Annotated in this window: 16 protein-coding genes; 13 read left to right on the top strand and 3 right to left on the bottom strand. The window is 46.2% G+C overall.

Annotation, left to right across the window (positions count from 1 at the left end; translation table 11 throughout):
- Window positions 1-139: 139 nt before the first annotated feature.
- On the bottom strand, window positions 140-1249 hold the full coding sequence (locus L6I86_RS24975) for a CotH kinase family protein (protein WP_236291115.1): 1110 nt from the start codon (window positions 1247-1249) through the stop codon (window positions 140-142).
- A 156-nt stretch (window positions 1250-1405) separates the two neighbouring features.
- Here L6I86_RS24975 and L6I86_RS24970 point away from each other — a divergent pair, with 156 nt between their 5' ends.
- From L6I86_RS24970 to murI, 13 genes are all read left to right on the top strand, one after another.
- Window positions 1406-2653 (top strand): collagen-like protein, encoded by a 1248-nt coding sequence (locus L6I86_RS24970; RefSeq protein ID WP_236291114.1) that lies wholly within the window; start codon window positions 1406-1408, stop codon window positions 2651-2653.
- A 174-nt stretch (window positions 2654-2827) separates the two neighbouring features.
- Complete coding sequence (locus L6I86_RS24965) at window positions 2828-3916, top strand: lactonase family protein (protein WP_236291113.1); 1089 nt, start codon at window positions 2828-2830, stop codon at window positions 3914-3916.
- The gene (locus L6I86_RS24960; protein ID WP_236291112.1) at window positions 3913-4227 is read left to right on the top strand and encodes an MGMT family protein; all 315 of its coding nucleotides are present in this window, start codon (window positions 3913-3915) and stop codon (window positions 4225-4227) included. Before L6I86_RS24965 ends, L6I86_RS24960 begins: the two co-directional genes overlap by 4 nt.
- A 263-nt stretch (window positions 4228-4490) precedes the next feature.
- Window positions 4491-6242, top strand: a complete 1752-nt coding sequence (locus L6I86_RS24955; protein WP_236291111.1) for a sensor histidine kinase — start codon at window positions 4491-4493, stop codon at window positions 6240-6242.
- A gap of 1 nt (window position 6243) precedes the next feature.
- Complete coding sequence (locus L6I86_RS24950) at window positions 6244-7851, top strand: response regulator (RefSeq protein WP_236291110.1); 1608 nt, start codon at window positions 6244-6246, stop codon at window positions 7849-7851.
- A gap of 112 nt (window positions 7852-7963) precedes the next feature.
- Window positions 7964-9385, top strand: coding sequence for an ABC transporter substrate-binding protein (locus tag L6I86_RS24945; RefSeq protein ID WP_236291109.1), 1422 nt, complete (start codon window positions 7964-7966; stop codon window positions 9383-9385).
- Between the two features lie 86 nt (window positions 9386-9471).
- Window positions 9472-10374 (top strand): carbohydrate ABC transporter permease, encoded by a 903-nt coding sequence (locus L6I86_RS24940; RefSeq protein ID WP_056610057.1) that lies wholly within the window; start codon window positions 9472-9474, stop codon window positions 10372-10374.
- 14 nt (window positions 10375-10388) lie between these two features.
- Window positions 10389-11288, top strand: coding sequence for a carbohydrate ABC transporter permease (locus tag L6I86_RS24935; RefSeq protein ID WP_236291108.1), 900 nt, complete (start codon window positions 10389-10391; stop codon window positions 11286-11288).
- Between the two features lie 24 nt (window positions 11289-11312).
- A complete protein-coding gene (locus L6I86_RS24930; protein WP_236291107.1) occupies window positions 11313-13250 on the top strand; it encodes an alginate lyase family protein in 1938 nt (645 codons plus the stop codon).
- 97 nt (window positions 13251-13347) lie between these two features.
- A complete protein-coding gene (locus tag L6I86_RS24925; RefSeq protein ID WP_236291106.1) occupies window positions 13348-17025 on the top strand; it encodes a 3-keto-alpha-glucoside-1,2-lyase-like domain-containing protein in 3678 nt (1225 codons plus the stop codon).
- A 240-nt stretch (window positions 17026-17265) separates the two neighbouring features.
- Window positions 17266-17796, top strand: coding sequence for an ATP-dependent Clp protease proteolytic subunit (locus L6I86_RS24920; protein WP_056610039.1), 531 nt, complete (start codon window positions 17266-17268; stop codon window positions 17794-17796).
- Between the two features lie 126 nt (window positions 17797-17922).
- Window positions 17923-18693 carry a Cof-type HAD-IIB family hydrolase gene (locus L6I86_RS24915; protein ID WP_236291105.1) on the top strand — a complete coding sequence of 257 codons (771 nt, stop codon included), beginning with the start codon at window positions 17923-17925 and terminating at the stop codon, window positions 18691-18693.
- 30 nt (window positions 18694-18723) lie between these two features.
- Window positions 18724-19497, top strand: a complete 774-nt coding sequence (gene murI, locus L6I86_RS24910; protein WP_236291104.1) for a glutamate racemase — start codon at window positions 18724-18726, stop codon at window positions 19495-19497.
- Between the two features lie 57 nt (window positions 19498-19554).
- On the opposite strand, the gene greA is transcribed toward murI, so the two are convergent.
- Together greA and L6I86_RS24900 are read right to left on the bottom strand one after the other, a co-directional pair.
- Window positions 19555-20025, bottom strand: a complete 471-nt coding sequence (gene greA / locus L6I86_RS24905) for a transcription elongation factor GreA (RefSeq protein WP_171635061.1) — start codon at window positions 20023-20025, stop codon at window positions 19555-19557.
- Between the two features lie 98 nt (window positions 20026-20123).
- Window positions 20124-20906, bottom strand: a complete 783-nt coding sequence (locus L6I86_RS24900) for an SDR family NAD(P)-dependent oxidoreductase (RefSeq protein ID WP_236291103.1) — start codon at window positions 20904-20906, stop codon at window positions 20124-20126.
- Window positions 20907-21082: the final 176 nt, after the last annotated feature.

Below are 21082 nucleotides of genomic sequence, written 5' to 3'. Positions count from 1 at the left end.
GGTAAGAGCCAAGTTACTTCGTAGCTAACAGGCAACTGGTGGAGAGATCCTAAGGTTGAAGTCTACGCTCGTCCGAAATGTGGACGATCTGGTCATCCTTAGATGAACCACATAGAAAACTTGAAGAGCTTTGCTTATCTTACTTTTTGTGGGCTTGGAATAATTCTATACTCTCCATCAAAAATGTCCTCCGCTTCTCGATAAAAGAAAGAATGAATCCTCGCTCGCTTAAAAATATTCCCTCGCCGTCTCTTTTATTAGGATCGAGATGGATAAATGGATGAAGCAATTGTTGCAGTGAAATAATTTCAGGCTCCAGTGCAATCTCTGTAAAATGCTCACGAAAAATAGCATGCAAAAGACTACAATATGATAAGCGAAATGAAGATACATCCAAGATACGCGCAGTGAGTGAATTAAACCCCTCAATCGGAAGATACGTATGCTTCAGTAAGCGTCCGTTCACATTTCTCCCCCAGGTTGCGTCGTAATCCCACGGAATGATAGTAAACCGTTCTGTTTCTCTATTGCGGTATAAAGCGTAATTATGAATAAAACCATCGAAGTTTTGAGTGCATACGGCTCCCGCTAACCACCGAAGGTAACTATCGACATCCAACAGCTTTTCAATTGCGGCTTCAAATTGAGCGACTGGGGTCGTGTTGATTTTATAAATAAACGTACGTAAATCCGCATCGTCTGCAGCCGTTCCGCACTTTCTCATATACCCTTCTTCAAGGGAGTCTTTAACTTCAGAGGTTTTAGGATTAAGAAGAGAGAAATTGGCATTCGAATTTATGGCGTAATAAATCGGCCCGTCCGGCAATTCTCTTGTTTGTAAAAAACGATTATCTACAGATTCAAGCTTCAAATATATACCGGCAAATTGTTCATTGATAGACAGTAGCACATGGTAGGATTGTGGGGATAGGGTACCGATACGGTTAAAAAAGTCAAAGGAAAGTTTGTTTCGTATGAGTGAGGGGTCTGCATATTCGGCATTGAGATGAAATTCTCGTTCTCCCTTGTAATCCGTTGGTGAAATGAACTTGACCTGGAACGATTTTTTTGGGAATTTACGGGTATGTGAGCCACGGTAGGCCAGCTTTATTTGATATTCATCTTGATCAAGACGAAGGACTGCCGGGATCCATAGCTCTAAGTAGATGTTCTTGTTTAATTTTTCGAGCTGCTCGGGAATTGCAGTAATGTGAAAATGTGGGATAGAAAGATGATCATTGATGCTCATTCTGCCACCTCTTGTAAGTAGTATTTTTACATAATATAGTATTAAGATTTCATGCGATATGTCACTCTACTAGGGGAATGCTTGTTTTCTCATCTAGCCCTCGCAAAATATATTCTAGCTCATAAACTATTAAAATAATGGGAAGAGGTGGAATATTTGGAGCGATTAAATAAAGAAGAACTTAAACAAATCCTCGATTCGATTGAACCTGAGCTACAAAGTTATATGAGTAAAAATCCGAAAAAATCGAGTTCACATTGTTGTTGTACGACAACGTCTACGACAACGTCCACATCATCAAAGTGTTGCAAGAGAGGGCCTAGAGGGAAGAAGGGACATAGAGGGAAGAGAGGAGCTACTGGAGCAACAGGAGCAACAGGAACAGCTGGAGCAGCTGGAGCAACAGGACAAGCTGGAGCAGCTGGAGTAACTGGAGCAACCGGAGTAGCTGGAGCAACAGGAGTAACTGGACCGACAGGTGCAACCGGAGCAACGGGAGCAACTGGTGACACAGGAGCGACCGGAGCGACGGGGCCAGCAGGTGGACCACAGGGACCAACTGGAGCAACAGGACCAACCGGAGCAGCAGGTGCAACCGGAGCTGCAGGAGGAACAGGAGCAGCTGGAGCAACGGGAGAAGCTGGAGCAACCGGAGCAACCGGAGCAGTAGGAGCGACAGGAGCAGCAGGAGCAACTGGAGGAACCGGAGCAACAGGAGCAATAGGAGTAACTGGTGCAACTGGAGGAACAGGAGCAGTTGGTGCAACTGGAGGAACAGGAGCAGTTGGTGCAACCGGAGGAACAGGAGCAACTGGAGCAATAGGAGTAACTGGACCGACTGGAGCAACCGGAGGAACAGGAGCAACAGGAGCAACTGGGGCGACTGGAGCAAGAGGAGCAACCGGAGCGACACCAGTCAATTTTACAAAAGTTCTTAATTTTGGTGGAAATAATGCAGGATTTCAACGTTTAGCAGGGTCGCCTGGAGCGCTTTCTAATAGGGTACCTTATGTCGATGCTGCGAATGGAAGCATAGTTGCTTTTTCTGGAGCAATAGATGTAAACAACTTACCTGCTGGAGTGTATCTTTTCCAAATATGTTTTGATGTTATTAATACTGCAGGGGCACCGTTAGCAGCTAACATCATATCTACAATTACTCTAACAACTACGGCTGTTCTTACTGGAACCATCATTTTCTCAATTAGACCTACAGATGTAGGAGCGCAGCCCGTGCGTATTTCCAATGGTGCTCCATATGCAGTCACTCCAAATGCCACAGTAACATGGACCAGCAATATAGCTGGTAACCCTGTCACAAGAAATGATGCAATTTCAGTATTCCTAAATATGAACGTTTCACAAAATGCCGTTTACTCTGTGTATATTTCATCTGCTGTTTAAGGATCGGGTATTTTTACTCATGTCAGAAAACATTCGAATTATGGGGATCAATTTAAACAGGTATGCTCATCCCAATCTCACTTCTCCAACTCCACAGTTAATCAAATAGTTGCCCACAAGGGGCAGATTTGAGATAATGCTCATAGTGAAATTAGATGAATGGGAGTGACATCCGTGGACAAGCACCAACAAACGAAACAAACTTTAGCCTTTATTGGATCTTACGCCGATGCGAAGAATCCGGGGGTTTATACGGCACAATTTGATGCAGAAACAGGTAGCTTAGCGCTTACCCATAACGTAACGGGTCTCCAAAATCCAACCTTTCTAGCTGTCGATGCAGCAAATTGGCGATTATACGCACTTGGTGAAGGTGTTGGTGCGGAGGGTCAGAAATGTGGAGCAGCTAGTGCCTACACCATCCAGCCTGAAACTGGTGAATTAGCGCTACTAAATCAGGAAAACACGCTGCCTGCGACAACATGCCACATCCAGCTAGACAACATGAATCAAGTCATAATGGTTACGAGCTATCATGGTGGCATGGTTGGCTTATCTCCAATTTTAGCCAATGGCCAGCTTGGGACTTCTTCGGACATTCAACAACATCATGGTGCGAGCCTACTTCCCGTACAGGATCGGCCGCGAGCGCATTCCGTTTTCGTTGATCGTGCAAATCGTTTCATAGGTGCATGTGATTTAGGCCTTGATAAAATAATCTTATACAAACTCGATCTCGCCGCTAAGCGTCTCATTCCGCATGGCGAAGTGTCTGTCACGCCTGGTTCGGGGCCGCGCCATTTTGCCTTCCACCCATCCTACAAGTACGGGTATGTGATTAATGAGCTCGGTTCCACGGTTACAGCATTCAGCTATGATGAAGAGCAAGGTAAACTAACAGAAATCCAGACGATTCCAACCCTGCCAGCCTCCTACGATGGCGAAAATGGGTGCGCAGACATCCACGTCTCACCTGACGGACGCTACCTTTATGGTTCCAATCGCGGACACGATAGCATCGTAGTTTATGCCATTGACAAACAAACAGGAAAGCTCTCCGTTGTGGAACATGCACCAACCCTAGGGAAGCACCCGCGAAACTTTGGGATTTCGCCTGATGGGCGTTTTGTTCTAGTCGCGAATAAAGATTCTGACAATATCGTTAGCTTTGCACGCGATGAGACAACTGGGAAACTAGTCCCAACTGGCAGTGTACTTGAGATGTCACAGCCTGTATGCATCAAGTTCCTTCCGGTACAATGACACCTTTCACGGAGAGAGTTCTCGAAGTTATCCGATCCATTCCCGAAGGAAAAGTGATGACGTATGGACAAATTGCACGGCAAGCCGGAAGTCCAAGAGCAGCTAGGCAAGTTGTACGAATTCTGCATGCCATGAGCAAAAAATATCGTCTCCCCTGGCACAGAGTCCTCAATGTTCGTGGAGAAATCGCGATCCAAGATGATGAGGGTGCGCAGTTGCAGCGGTTTTTGCTAGAATCTGAAGGCGTTCATGTTTCGGAAGTTCAAACGGTTTCTCTAGCAGACTATCAACTTCAACTTGTTGAGGAATGAGTAGAGTTTTTTGACTAACAGCAATTAGGCTTAATCCGAGTATACTTATGTAAAATAATGTTAAGTTCGTCGTGATGCACACGCCGCTTTCTTCATGGTTTCTGAGGAGATATTCCTTTCAGAGAACGTGATGAGAGCGGCTTTTTGTTTTTGTCAGTAAATGGAGAGGCATTACGCGAGTGGTTACAAGAACACCCAAGGAAAATTCTGTATCCCCCTTGAAAGCGTTTGCGATACAATGTGAGCATGGGGGGTGCACGTTCATGAAGACCATGCTGTATAAACTTACGCTGAAGAAGCGCATGTGGGTGTCGTTCGTTCTGCTGATTGCCATCTCGATCGCGGCGACAGGGGGACTGTCTTTTTATATTAGTGCTCGCGTCATCGAGCGGAACACGTTCCAGCTCAGCCAGGATAATCTAAACACCTCTGCACGTGTGCTGGATGAAAAAGCGAAGCAGATTCTCGTGTCGGTGTTGAATATTATGATTTCGCAGCCGTTTGTCCAGATGTCGAAGGATTCTGCCGCTGGCAAGAAAGATGGCTACTACGGGCACATGACGGCGATGAACTCGGCGTTCACGCAAGCGAAGCTGGCGGAGCCATCGATCGAATCCATTTTTATCGCGACGCCGATTGGGGAGTTTTATTCCGCCAGCTACTATCGGAATCAAGGATACTCGTTCTATGATTCGCCGCTGTACGAGAAGGCGCAACTAACCAAAGAACCCTTTTGGATCGAAGGGCATGAAGATCTTCTTTTTCAAGGAAAAGATCGTGTTATCTCGTTAGTTATGAAATCGATTAGCGATAGTCCGAACATGTATTTCGTTGTGAATTTGAACGAGAAGGCGATCCAAGGCATGCTGTCTGACCGGCACACAGAAAAGGAAGATCAGAATTTGTTTCTTGTGAATCGGAATGCTGCAAGCGTGCTATTGAATCAGCCGAATCTGCCTAAGAGTTATGACAAAGCTTTTCTAGAGAAACATATTGGGACGAGCTTAAGGGGGCATTTCGAGGTAGGGATCACAGAGCAATATGACCTAATTAACTACGCGACTTTGCAATTCAATCCGGACTGGCTGCTGCTCAGCGTCCAATCGAGATCTGATCTGCTCAAGGATTTGAGCTGGATTCAATGGGCGACCGGCATCATTATGCTCGTCTGCATCATTATGGCGGTACTGGTGTCGAATGTACTTTCGGCGATTTTGCTGAAGCCGCTGTATCATCTGCAAATGCTGATGAGTAAGGTGGGGCGCAATGATTTGTCTGTTCGATTCCAGAGCCATTATCAAGATGAGGTCAGTCAGGTAGGCCACAAATTTAACAGCATGCTGCTGGAAATTAATGAACTCATCGATGAAGTGAAGGACGCTGAGCGTGAGAAGAGAAAATCCGAAGCCAAGGCGTTGCAGGCACAGATTTCCCCTCATTTTTTATATAACACACTCAATACGATTATTTGGAAAATGGAAACTGGCGAGCTGGACAACTCGAAGTCGATGGTCATCGCCTTATCCCAACTCTTTCAATTGGGCCTTAATCATGGCGAAGAATGGACGACGGTCGAGAAAGAACTACTTCATGTGCGGCAGTATTTGACGATACAACAGCTGTGCTATGAGGAGCTTTTTGACTTTGAAATTGTGGTAAGCAGTGATACCAGCCAAACACTTCCCATTATGAAAATCATGCTCCAACCCTTGGTTGAGAATAGTTTACTTCACGGGTTTGAGCATATGGAATCTGGCGGCAAGATTCGTATCGAACTTACATCCGATAATCAACAACTGCATATTGTTGTTGAAGATAACGGTTCCGGCATGGATGCAGAAAAGCTGCAACTGAGCCTGAATCATCCTATCACAGAGAAGAAAGGCTATGCGATGCGGAATGTCTTCAACCGCTTGCAGCTGTACTATGGTGGCGAGGCAACGATGGTTCTCTCGAGTGAACCTTTTGAAGCGACAAAGGTGTATATAACGATTCCGATCAAGGGGGAAGTCTAACATGAGTAGGGCTGATATAACACTTTGTGTCATTGATGATATAAGAAGTGTCGTTCGAGGGATCGCTGATTTGATCCAAATCGACACACATGGTGTGCAGGTAGTGGGGACAGCAGGCAATGGAGAGGACGGCTTGCAGATGGTCTTAGAGCTCAGGCCAGATATCGTGTTAACGGATATTCGGATGCCGCGCATGGATGGTTTGGAGATGACGAAAGCGATCACAGCGGTGATGCCCAATTGCAAAGTAATCCTGCTCAGCGGCTATACTGATTTCGAATATGCGCAACAGGCTCTTCGTCTAGGTGCGTTTGATTTTATAGCGAAGCCGTTCCTGAAAACGGCGATTGAAGCGGTTGTGCAGAAAGCGAAAGAGCAAATTGAGCTGGATCGGGTCCATTTTGCCAAACAAAGCGAAATGGAACGCCAAATTAAAGAAAGCATGCCGCTGCTGCGTCAAGAATATTTGCATCTGTTGCTGCGTTACAACGCCAATGAAGCTAGACTGAAGGAGCGTTGGGACTATTTGAAGCTCGATCTAAATCGGGAGCGCCTCATCATTATGTGCATTGAAATCGATGGCTTTGCAAAGCAAGTGGATACGCATGGCATTCATGACGTTGAACTGGCTCGTTTTGCGGTCAAAAACATCCTCGAAGAAACACTCGCTTCTGTCACGAAATCCATTGTATTCCGGGAACAATTGAGCGGCTTTATTTGTCTGCTGAATGTGCCAACTCACATGGATATCGTTACGTTGGCTGAACAGTGTCGCGAGCATATGCTGAACTACTCACGCTACACGATCTCTATCGGTGTCGGACTTGAGGCCAGTACGATTCACGAGCTGCCCCAATCTTATCAGCAGGCAACCGAAGCCATGTCCCACAATTTCTATACAGGCGGGAATAGTGTTTTCTTCTATGAAGACATTCAGCATCATGCTGTTACACGTTCTAGACATAGTGCCGAGCAAGAAAAAGAGTTGTTCAATTACTTACGCATGGGCAATAAAGAGAGAGCACTGCCTCTTCTGCAGAGCATTGTACATAGCTATTCGGGGGTACAACCTAGCGATGTGATGAATGTGTGCTATGAGCTAGGGCTGCTTATGTATCGCATTTTCGCTGAGAAGATTACGATGCCAAGTGGGATGGATGAGCTGACAGCGAAGCTGGATCTTCTGAAAAAGGGAGAGCGCATGACGCTGCGTGAGTTAAATGAACTGCTCGATCAATTGGTTACAGCAGGTTGCGACGCTTTGCAGAAGCAGCGTGAGCTGGAAGCGGATTCGGTCATCGCCCAGGCGATTCACTATATGAGAGAGAATTTGGACAAGAATGTAACGGTCACTGATTTAGCAAAGCATGTGTATTTGAGCGGCAGTTATTTTGCGAATCTGTTCAAAAAGGTGACAGGAACGACGCTCATCAACTACATGAACGGACTACGAATCGAGAAGGCGAAGGAGATGCTCCTTGATGATAAGCAGGTGCAAGAAGTTGCGATTCATCTGGGTTACGAGGATCGATCCTACTTCACTGACGTGTTCAAGAGACATGTCGGGATGACACCGACGGAGTTCAAGCAAATCTATAAACCGTCCTAATACAATCATATTTTCCTAGTGAATAGTGGTTTTACCCTCCTCACAGCTAGAGTGAATTCGCTTACACTTTAGAAGTAAACACATGGGAAAAGAAAAGGGAGGCCAACCATTTATGCGTAAGAAACCGTTTCATCTCGCTGCATCCGCAGCTCTGCTAGTCACCTTATCTGCTTGCGGGAGCAGCCATACAGCGGATACATCTGCAAGCCCAGCAGCTACAGCTGCAGCAACAGCAGCGGCAAGTTCCGCAGCGCCAGCAGCAGCCACCGGCCCCAAAACAAAGCTAACTTACTGGACGAACGACCGTGGTGCATCGGATCATATCAAAGCGGAAATCGCGAAGTATAATGCCGAGAATAAGGACAATATCGAAGTAGAAGTCACGATCATGGCTGACAACTATGAGCAATCTTTGGATGTCGCTTTTGCTAGTAATCAAGCACCTGATATTATCAAGACATCAGGCTCTAATTTTGCCCCGTTCATCAAGAAAGGCTACTTAGAACCATTAGACACCTACATGACCCCTGAATTCAAAAACCGTTTCAAGAACCTCATCATCGACGACGGGAACCGTGTGGATAATAAAATTTACTCTTTACCGAACTATGGTATCACTTGGCGCCTTATTTATAACGTCGATCTTTTCCAAAAAGCGGGTATTACTGCACCGCCGAAAACGATCAATGAGATGGTCGAAACAGCCAAGAAGCTTACCGTTGCTGGGAAGGATATTGGTGCTTATGGCTTCGCAGGTAATTTCAAAAATAACGGCGGCTTTGGCCGTTCCGCTTCACCGATTGTTGCGCTGAGCACAGGAATCCTGGATGGCTTTAACTTCAAAACAGGCAAATTTGACTTCGCCAGTCAAATCCCAATGCTTGAGGCTCTGCGCAAAATGAAGCAGGATGGCAGTATGATTCCTGGTTTTGAACTACTTGATATCGACCCGCTCCGTGCACAATTTGCGGAAGGTAAAATCGGCATGTACATCAACCATGCGAGTGAGCCAGGTGTATACAAGAACCAATTCCCTGCCAAAATCAAATGGAGTGCGGCCCCGCTTCCTACGGTAGATGGCACAATCAATGGCGCTTCGCCATTCTCAAATGCGACGGTATGGCTCACGATGAGTGCGAAATCGGCGAACAAAGCGAAGGCGTGGAAATTCATCGAAACGATGTACGGTCCAGAAGTGTTGAAAACCTACCAAGAGGATAGTGTAGGGATCTCCGCTGTACCAGATGTGCTCGCTGTTGCGAAGAAACCAGGATTCGCGAATATGGACTTGTTCCTACCTAACAAATATGACGCCTTGTTCCCAGTTGTCCCAGCAGTGACGCCAGAAGGTAAAAATTTAGGCGATGAAGCCTTGCGATACATCCTAGAGGGCGGCGATGTGAATAAAATAACGACAGATTTGTCGGCACGCTATAACACCGCTTTGGATAAAGCTAGGCAAACAGGTACGACCAAGAATCAACCAATGCCTGACTTTGATGCCAAAAATCTGCAAGGCAGTTTAGTTAAATAAGATCACGCTAGGAGAGGAAGCTATCCGCCTGAAACCGTGTGTTTGAAGCGGGTAGCTCTTTTTCTCAAGTAGAAAGGAGCCTTGCAATGATGAAACGTAAGCATGCGCTTGCCCCTTATATCCTTACATTTCCGAGTCTTTTTCTGACCTTGGTACTAAGCATTTACCCGTTAGGGTGGGCCATGCGCTATATGTTTTACAGCTATCCTGGCTATGGGGCTAAGACATTCAATGGATTAGATAATTTCAGAAGACTGTATGAAGATGAGACTTATTGGCAATCTGTTATCAATACCTTGGTGTATGCTGGGGGCAAAATCATTCTAACCTTACCCATCGCCTTAGTGCTTGCCGTGATACTTAATGGGGCATTGCGTGGACGTCATCTGTTTCGTGCGATTTATTTTCTACCAACAGTCATTAGTACAGCTGTCATGTCTGTCGTCTTCTACGTTATTTTCAATTCGTATAATGGGATTCTCAATCAATATCTTGTGAAATACGGTATTATCCATTCGAATATCGATTGGCTGGGAACGAAGTTCGCCATGCTCACGATGATCATCATCGCCGTTTGGGGTGCCATCGGGAATTACATGCTGCTATTCCTCGCCGGATTGCAAAATATACCGCAGGACGTCTACGAAAGTGCCGCCATTGACGGGGCGAATGGTTGGAAGAAATTTATTTACATCACTGTCCCTATGTTAGGCCCCGTGCTGCAAATGATCGTACTACTCGCCATAACAGCAGCATTGAAAGGCTATGAGAGCATCATGGTGTTGACCGAAGGCGGGCCCATTGGCAAAACAGAAGTCATGTATCTCTACGTGTATAAGCTCTTCTTCCCCGTATCGTCGGCCGGCGGTGCTGTACAGCAGCAAATCGGTTACGGCAGTGCAGTTGGTTTCGTATCCGCGCTGATAGTAGGCGTTGTAACGTTAGGGTACTTCTACTTATCTAAACGCTTGAATCAGATTAACGAATAGGAGGTGAGGCATACATGCAGACGGTTCCAACTCGCATAACGAATAACAAAACAACCTCGCTACCCTCCTATATCTCACTGTTAATTGCGAAACTAGCGGGTAAGCTCATACTCTGGGCATTTCTGCTTCTAATTGTGGTGTTTACCTTATTTCCGGTCATCATGGCTGTGCTTGGTTCTTTCAAAACAAATGCAGAAGTAACCACAGGTGCAACGTTCTGGCCATCCGTCTGGCAGTTCTCTAATTACGTGAAAGCGTGGAAGGGAGCAAATTTCGCTCATTTTACGATGAATAGCTTGTTCGTTAGTCTTGCAACCACGATAGGTAGTCTACTTGTAGCTTCGTTAGCTGCTTATGCGGTGGATCGACAGGAGTTTACGGGTAAAAAAGTCTATGTGGCGCTGCTTGCGTCCACGATGTTCATCTCGATCGGCGCTGTTGTACTGCGCCCGCAATTCGAATTGATGGTGCATTTGAATCTGCACAAGTCCTTATGGGGCGTTGTGATCATTCTGATCAGTGGTCATGCAGCTACCTTCTTTACGCTGCTTGGTTTCTTTAAAGGGATTCCGCGAGATCTAGATGAAGCAGCGAAGATTGACGGCTGCAGTGTTTATGGCATTTACTGGCGGATTATCCTGCCGCTATTGGCGCCTGGGCTAGGCGTTGCTGGGTTATTCGTTTTCCGCAATGCGTGGAACGAATACATTTTGCCCTTGGTATTCACGATGACGAAGCCAACGCTTCAAACGTTGACCGTAGGGCTAGCCAGCTTGCGCTATGGCACCTCAGCCGCTGCGGAGACGCACATTATGCTTGCTGGTGCGTGTATGTCGATTTTGCCGATACTCGTCGTGTATATCCTTGCGAACAAATCGTTCATTAGTGTCACAGCGGGTTCGGTCAAAGGATAATTCGTATGAGTAAAGGAGGCAATGATGCAATTTTATCTGACCAATGTGGAGCTGCGTGAAGCGGCAGGGACGTTTAAAGCGTATTTTCCTCTACGTATGAAACAAATTTTGGAGCAAGCCGACCATTCCTGTGGGGGACAGTTCAAGCTTCCTTATACGATGGCTGCAGGAGAGTGGATTAATCACGGTTTACGACCTGATTGGTTGTTCAATCCTACGGAGGACTTGGAGTATACATGGATTCTCAATCGACATTGGCATCTGCGCGAATTGGGAATTGCGTATTTATTAACAGATGATGAACGGTATGTGGAGGCTTATAAGCGGCATATCACGAGTTGGATCGAGCAGAATCCAAAGCCAGCTTCACTAACATACGAGCAAATGGTGTATTTCCAACGGCCTGGTCCATGGCGGTTACTCGAAGTGGGATTGCGTGTGCAGTCCTGGGTATGGGGATATATGTTGATGAGCCATAGTGCGTTGATGGATGGGGATTTTGAAAAAAAGTGGCGAGACAGCTTGGCCGAACAGGCGACGTTTTTGTCGAGGTATCTGGGAGAAACCTCGATCAATCATGCCACCATGCATATGCAAGGGTTGTTCATGGTTGGCACGTTCCTTGCTGATCATGCGGAGGCGCCATATTGGCGCCAGCTTGCGCAAGAGCGGCTTACGCTTTGTCTGCACGATCAGATTCGTGTGGATGGGATTCAAAATGAGCTGACACCGCATTACCATACGGCCAGCTTGGATATGTTTGGAACGCCGTTTCTACTGGCGAAGCAGACGGGGCATCCTTTTCCTAACAGCTATCTGCAAAAGCTGAAATCGATGGTGGCTTTTAGCATAGCGACGATTCGGCCAGATGGTAAGGCTGTCGCGCTATCCGATTCGGATAGCGGTGCACATGTGCGAGCGAAAGTCGGCTTTATAGGCGCAATTTGTGAGGATGAAGCCATCTGCCAGCAAGGCGAGATCAGTGAAGATCTGCTCTGGCTGTTAGGAAGCGAGAAGTTCGTGTATTGGACGGAGCGGATGGGAGGAACGGAGAAGGAAATTCGGTCAACCGTTGCCTTTCCCGATTCGGGATATTACGTGATGCAAGATGCGCAGCAGTATGTGTTCTTTGACGCAGCACCGCTAGGCGGGGCACATGGTCATGCGGATGCTTTGCATTTCGAATGGATGCATAGAGGGCGCTTAATCTTTGGAGATTCAGGCCGATACACGTACCAAGAAGGCGAATGGCGGCGGTATTTCAAAGGAACTTCGGCACACAACACGATCACGGTTGATGGACAGGATCAAACGCCGTACCTATCGACGCAGCAATGGGGAGAACCGGAAGCGACTGTTGAACTACATCGCTGGTTGTCTTGCGAGGCCTATGATTTCATTGATGCTTCGCATCATGGCTATGCGCGATTGAGCGAGCCAGTTGCGCATCGGAGATGGCTGTTGATGGGGAGATCGCTGCCATTCCTCCTTGTAGTAGATGAGTTGGATGGCGTAGGTACGCATGAGATCGAACAGATGTTTCATTTGTCCGATAAAGCTAGGGTGATGGATTGGAGCTATCGGATTGATGGGGGCTTGGAAGCGTCGATTTCATACGAGGAGGAGCTTGGGAAGACATCGAGTTGCCGGATGTACTGGGCTGGGAGTGCAGGGGCTCAGGCGTCTCTTGCTGCGAAAGAGGGGTGGAGATCCGACCATTACGGCACAAAGAAAGTAATCCCGGTCATAGCTTACCGTCAATCTTTTACGCAAAGAGCGGTTATCGCGACATTATGTTTACCAGAGAGTGAGACGAATGAAAGTAAGGCGTGGCAGGTGACGCTTTTGAAGGTAAATGAGATGGAAGGTCGTACGGAGATTCAGATTCTGTTAACAGGATCTGTCGATAGTCAGGTAGCCATAATGGTGGATCAGCGAGGTGTTTCGATAGAGGAGAATTGAGAAATAAGGGATGTGAATGAGAGGAGGGGATGAATAGCGAAGACTTTGTAAGCGCTTACCATTTATTATGGATCGCTCATTTGAAGGAGGACGTTAGATGCGAATACCGTGGAGTTTAGGCAAAATGAATCTAAGGATCGTCTTGGTGTTATTCACTTCGTTACTGATAAGTACACTTTTTGCAGTGACAAACAGCGCACATGCCGATACGAGTCGGGAGCAGGTTTCATTGAATGGGGTATGGGACTTTTACCCAAATGGGGGATCGACCCGCTTCGATATTACGGTCCCTTCCTATTGGGATTCATCTGCTGGTTTTGGGTACCCTACCTCTTGGAATACACTGAATTATGGCGTATATAAACGGAATTTCACGGTGCCCTCATCCATGACAGGGAAGGAAATTTTCCTTGACCTCGAGAATATCGGCCCGCTGTCCAAGGTGTTCGTAAACGGCACACAACTAGCGACAGAAACAGATGGTTACTTGATGACGAGACTGCCGTATAAGCTGGATATCACACCTCTGGCTATCGTTGGGGGGACGAATACGTTAGAAGTACGCGTGTGGGGTTACTATGCGCTGCCCGCCGATGCCAAGGATGCAAGTGGTAAATCCCTATATCCCATTGGTGTGGACAATCAGAGTTGGGGGCAAGGTCGCGGAATTAACGATGACGTAGCGTTAGTGGCGTATCCCAAAGTATTTGTTTCAGATACATTCGTCATCACGGATTTGAAAAATAACACGTCACCTTCCGACGACGAAATTACGGTGAAAACGACGGTGACGAACGCGACAGCGATCAGCCAAACGGTCACAGTCACAAATAGTGCTCAGCTCGTTGGAGGTAGTACAGAGAAAACTTTCTCTGACCAAACCGTGACGGTGGCAGCCAATAGTTCGCAAACGGTGACATGGTCCGCTGTACCTTGGACGAATGCGAAATATTGGTGGACGCACGACCCTAAGCTGTACAATTTGAACACGAGTCTTACTCAAGGTGTGGTCACGATCGACAGCTTGGCAACACGATTTGGATTCAGACAATTTGCTGTAAATACGAATTACTATCAGCTCAATGGTATCAAAACGAATCTCCGCGGAGATGCGCTGCAATTCAACTGGGCAACGGGTAGTGGACATGGCGCAGCATATAGCTCATCGCAATCGTATGCGAACGCGAGCATTGCCGAGGTTAAACTAACCATGGATGAATGGAAAACCACCTACAATGTTGCACGAACGCACATTCACGGAGGGATCAAGCAAGTATACGACTATGCGGATGAAATCGGCTTACTTCTCATTGATGAGACGCCTTACTGGCAGTATCACAGTGTGCATAGTTATACAACTGATGCGATGGATCACATTACGAAATGGGTTAAACAATGGGTGAATGCGAGGAAGAATCATGCAAGTATTGTGATCTGGAGCGGTGGAAATGAAAATTGGAGTTCAACGAGCAACAATACGACAATTCTGCATCCAACCATTGCAGCGGCAATCACATCGATTGATACATCGAAACCAATTATTCAGGATGACTTTACAACGGCAGATCAAGAGAATCATCACTATACGGGCGGATATCAAATAGGCTGGTTAAACAATAGCACGATGTACGGACTGTACACGAATAATAGTACGAAGCCGAAAGGCGAAGGGGAAGCCTACACACCTTCGGGTGGATGGCCGACGCTCAATGCGAATGGAACGTATAATTCAACGTTGGCTAAGGATATTGTGAACGATAATCTCGTTTCACAGGCGGTTTGGCATCGTGCGGCAGATCGGATGACCAGAGCAATGCGGTATGCGGGCTTTGCGGATATTCGCTATTATGCGAATTGGATCTATGCCTATGAAGTAACGGAGGATACTTTGTATCCTACGTGGTCAGATATGACGGCACCAGGATTGAAGCCGGTCGCGATTAATCGACCTGTTTTTAACGCGTATGATTCAGCGAGACCAGCCTTTATCAAATCAGATTCGTATGAGTACACCCATAATACGTACTCACCTGTTGCTGCTTTTGATAAGGATGGGGATAAGAATAATTTGATCGGGGCTTCACCTCTTATATTTTCGGGAGGTACGGCTACAACTCGAACAATAATTGTGTATAACGATGAGCAGCAGGACGGAACGAGCGTGGATGTGAATTGGGAAGCGGGATATGTGAATCCCGTGAATGGCACTTATACGAGTTTCCAAATAGGTACATTTAATGTCTCGGTGCCGTATGGCAACAAAGTGGAGCAAGCGATTTCGTTTACGCCGCCTACAGGTGTTTCAGCGCAATGGCTGCAATTGAAATTAACGGCGAAGAAGGGCACGATCACGAAGTTCCAAGAAACGAATCGGCTTGGCGCATTGGGGAGTATCCCAGCTGCGAAGATAGAGGTACCAGCTAGCATCAACGTTGGTGTTAAGAATGTGACGAACAGTTCTCAAAAGCACAAATTGAAGATCGTCAATAAAGGCGGCGGTTTAAGCACGAATTGGACGGTTAGCGGTCATGGCGATTGGCTTGGGCTTACACAATCCTCAGGGAATTTGCGTGGGGAGCGGGAGATCTATTTTACGATTAATACGGTCGGTTTGGCGCCAAATTCAAGTTACTCCAAGACTTTGACGTTCAGTGAAGACGGTGGTACATCGGATACGGTTACGATTAGTTTTCAAACAGATGGTAATCCGGGTACGACAAGCACCAGTTCGGTCACACTTCTGAGTGATGATTTCGAATCTGGCTCAGCAGCAGGGTGGTCGACAACAAGCGGAACGTGGGGCGTCATCACAGATGGTACAAAGGTATACAACCAAACGAATACCACGGTTGGTGGAGCTGCTGCTTTTATTGGTGACAGTACTTGGCAGCATTACAGCGTCTCAGCGAGGCTCAAAGCGGATGCCTTCGATGCAGGGAATTACGCGGGGATTGGTGTTGTTGCACGCTATGTGGATAGTAGTAATTATTACGCATTCATGTACTACAAGCTGACGAATACGCTGAAAATCACGAAGCTGGCTGCCGGTGTCGCAAGTGATGTTGTGACGATGCCTTATTCGCTCAGTACAGGCACTTGGTATGACTTCAAAGCTGTTGTCAACGGGTCCACACTGGAGTTGTGGGTGAATGGGACGAAGCAGTTGACGGGGACGGATACAGCGCTTACTTCAGGCAAAATCGGCATGTACGCTCATCGGGCAAATGCCAAATTTGATAATGTGAGCGTGGCGCCTATTTTCGGGGATGATTATGAGTCAGGATCAGCCTCAAGCTGGGCAACAACAGGAGGCACATGGAGCGTTGTGACGGATGGTACGAAGGTATTTAACCAGTCGAACAATGCGGCTGCTAGTGTCAATGCGTATTCCGGACTGGGCACTTGGCAGAACTATACGGTTGCGGCAAAAGTCAAAGCTGACAGCTTCGATGCCGGCAATCTAGCTGGACTTGGTCTCATCGCACGACGCGTGGATGCGAACAATTACTATACATTCATGTACTATAAATCCACGAATAGTCTGAAGATCCTCAAAGTCGTCGGCGGTACGCCTACCGACCTCGTCACCGTGCCATTCACGTTCACCTTGGGGACCTGGTATGACTTCAAAGCTGTGGTAAATGGCAGCACACTAGAATTATGGGTGAACGGAACGAAACTGCTGACAACGACGGATACGAGTTTCACCTCGGGGCAAATTGGTCTTTATTCGCATCGGGCGAGCAGTAAATTCGATAATGTGAATATGTACTAAGAGTAGCTAGGAGAGCCGCTTCACTCCCGTTGGGAGTGGAGCGGTTCTATTTGTATATACACATGGTAGTTGGTAAGAAGAATTTGCTTATTAAGTGACTGGGTTTATCTGAGTTAGTGGTTTGTAGAAAGTAGGTTGTTAAACGCCCAAAAATCTGAAAACAGCACGCAAAGAGTTACAAAGTTTCCAAACCGAGAATAGACTACTGTAATACAAGGCCATACGGACAGGAGGCATGTTATGAGTGACAGAACCCTTTATCTATTCGATGGCATCAATAAGACCTCTGTAAAACTGATTGTTGAGCAAATTATGAAGCTTAATCAATTTGATGACGACAAAGATAAGAAGGAAAAGGATTATAAACGCCTGCCGATCGACCTGATCATAAATAGTAACGGAGGCAGTGTATACGATGGCTTTGGTCTTATTAATGTGATTGAGAACAGTAAAACACCGGTTCACACCTATGTGTACGGACTAGCAGCAAGTATGAGTTTGCTGATTGCAGTTAGCGGGCACAAAAGGCACGCAGGTCGACTGAGTACCTTTATGTATCATTCCGTTTCCACACATATTGATGGTCATTTGGAGCATTTGAAGAATCGCGTGGATGAAACGCAGAGGCTGCAGAACATCTATGATGAATGTATTTTGTCCAAAACGAATCTGCAAGCGGAGGAGCTGGCTCGTGTGAAGGAGCATCAACGGAACTGGTATATGAGTCCAGAAGAGGCGTTAACCTATGGCATCATTGATACGATCATTTAGGCAAAGTGGGAGAGAAGCCCAAGGGATTCTCTTTTTTCTTTGTTTTTTCTGGGCATTTGGTGTTTAATTGAGAGATAGAGACATGGGGCGGCAACAACTGCTTCCGAATGCAAAGGAGAACCTACTGTGTACAAAATTGTATTTTTTGATATTGATGGTACGTTAATTAATGAGGACAAGCAGGTGCCAGAAAGCACCGTAAAGGCGATTCACGATTTGAAAAAGAGCGGGATCGAACCCGTTATTGCAACCGGACGAGCACCTTATTTCATCAAGCCACTAGCGGAATTACTTGGCATAGATTCCTATGTGTGCTTGAATGGCGGATATGCCGTCTACAAAGGCGAGCCTCTCTACCACCGCGTAATCGCTAAGAGTGCGATCGAAGCTCTAGTTGAGCTAGCTGCTGCTCATCAGCATTCGCTCGTATTCGAGGGTCAGCATGCATTTGCAACAGATGCGCAGGATCACCCATTTGTACAAAGCTCTGTCTCCTCGTTAAAAGTTGATTTGCCAAGTTATGATCCGCATTTCTGGAAAACGAACGATATTTATCAAATTTTCCTGCACTGTGAGGCCAAAGATGAACATTTGTACGAGGGCTTGCTTTCAGATTTTAAGCTTATTCGTTGGCACGAACATGCGATGGATGTGTTGCCTGCAGGTGGTTCCAAGGCCCAAGGCATAGCGGCGATGCTAGAGTTGGTCGGTTTGAAGCCGGAGGATGCGGTGGCCTTTGGTGACGGTTTGAATGATATGGAGATGCTTTCTTATGTCGGCTTCGGCATCGCAATGGGTAATTCACATAAGGATTTACTGCCATACGCTGATCATGTGACGACACATGTGGATGAAGAAGGCGTACGTAATGGTCTAGTTACAGCAGGACTACTATAAGACAGAACGCTAATAAATAGGGTGAATAGGATGAAAATTGCTTTTTTTGATTCAGGTCTAGGTGGAATCACAGTGCTGAACGAAGCCATGAAGCGAATGCCTCAGGAAGATTTCGTTTATTTTGCTGATACCGCGCATGTTCCCTATGGTATGAAGTCGAAAGATGAGGTTCTAACCTTCGTCAAGCAATCCGTTGATACCATAATTCAAGAAGAAGTTAAGGCGCTTGTCATCGCCTGTAATACAGCTACAAGTATCGCGATCTCAGAGTTGCGGAGAATCCACCATATTCCTATTATTGGGATGGAGCCAGCGGTGAAGCCAGCGGTAGAGATGAATCGTTCTTCAGGCAAAAGGGTGCTCGTATTCGCCACAAAGCTTACACTTCAGGAGGCGAAATATAGAGAACTCGTATCCCGTATCGATGATATGGGAATGGTAGATTCTGTACCGCTTCCGGAGTTGGTCCAATTTTGTGAAAATCTCATGATGGATGGCCCGCAGATCGTTGATTATTTTAAAACCAAATTAGCTCCATTTGATCTTAGTAATTTCGGAACGGTTGTACTCGGTTGTACACATTATCCTTTTTATCGTGGGGTTTTGAGTCAAATCCTACCGAACCACATTCAAATTGTAGATGGAAGTATAGGGACTGTGAATCACTTAATGCAAGTGTTGCAGGACAGCAACCAACTGCCGGGTACGGGGAACGGACATGTGAAATGGATGTGTTCCAGCTTAGATGACGCCTACATAAAGAAGATGGAAAAGGCGCTTGCTTTCCTTCAAGCGGTAAAATAAAAAGAAGCAGCTCATAACTAGAACTTCTAGTTACGAACTGCTTTTTCTTATTAAGAGCTATATGCGAATCTCTAGAAGCTCGTAGCTTATAATGCCCATGGGTGCATTCACACTAATGACATCGCCTACCGACTTATTCATGAGGGAGATGCCAAGCGGACTTTCATACGAAATTTTATTTTCGTTGACATTGGCTTCTTGAGAACCAACAATCTTGTACTCGATTTTTTCGGCGAATTCCACGTCATTCAATACGACGGTTGAGCCAACTTGTACCTTGGATGTACCCGTGTTCTTCACAACTTTGGCCTTCTTGAGCATCCGTTCAATCGTGAGAACGCGTGTTTCCATGAACGACTGGTCGTTCTTGGCAGAATGATATTCGCTGTTTTCCTTAAGGTCACCGTAGGAGATAGCCAATTTGATACGTTCTGCTAATTCCTTACGCTTCACTGTTTTCAAATCTTCAAGTTCAAGCTCTAAACTGCGTAAACCCTCAGGGGTCAAAATGATTTCATCATTGGACAAAAGTAAAGCACCTCGTTTCATTCGATATTAGCTATACTACTAAAGTCTATGAGACAAGTAAAGCAATCGGCATAAGGAATTATTTGTGATGATCCCAATTAGGACGATTTATGCTGCATGGATTTGCGAATGGAAGCCCCAAACATTTTAAGGATTGTTTGTCTCGGGAGGATTCGTGCGAGTAGTGCAGTGAAGGCATTATTGCCTCCATCAAGGACGAAAGATGAACGTTTGCCAAGTGCTTTCAATGCCGTTTCGACAACTTGTTCAGGTGTCCGCTTGCTCTTTGTTTCAACTTCCTTGGCCGTATCGAAGAACTTCGTATCTGTAGGACCTGGACACAAGGCGAGAAGCTGGATACCCTTGTGACGATATTCTTCCCATAAGGATTCGGTAAAAGAAAGGACGAAAGCTTTGGTTGCACTGTACACGGAGCAATACGGGAACGGGAAGAACGCTAATAATGAGGCTACATTGATGATGGCGCCTTCGCCTTTTTGAACCATGGCAGGCAAATAGAAATGAGTTAGATCCACAACAGCGGCAATGTTTAATGTGATCTGTTGTTGATATTTGTCAGTGGAATGGGCTAGAAACTCGCCGCTTAAACCAAAGCCAGCATTGTTAATGAGCAGGCCTACATGCCGACCAAGCTGCTCAGTTTGCTTGAATACTTCAGCCGACGCATTCGCACTTGTTAAGTCAATGGCGATCACGTCCACTTCAATCGCGTATGTACGGGACAACTCGTTGGCTAGTTCATCTAGTTTGGCTTTGGATCGGGCTACTAGAATGAGCGGATGTCCTTTGGCAGCCAATTTACGTGCGAAGGCTTCACCTATTCCCGAGGATGCACCTGTAATTAAAGCAGTAGCTGACATATGAAAATTCCTCCCGCAATTTTATAATATAACCAAAAAAAGGTGAGAATACCTTTTAATTGATAGACAACAAATTCTTCAGCTACTATACTAACATAACGTGGCAGTGATTTCTGCGCTATTTGTCGAAATTTTATCGCGATTTTTTTTGCGCAGAATTGTAATGTCCAGCATAC

The organism is Paenibacillus allorhizoplanae, assembly GCF_927798215.1.
Classification (GTDB): domain Bacteria; phylum Bacillota; class Bacilli; order Paenibacillales; family NBRC-103111; genus Paenibacillus_E; species Paenibacillus_E allorhizoplanae.
The sequence above is the reverse complement of the archived record's forward strand: the minus strand, read 5'-3'. Positions and strand labels throughout refer to the sequence as shown.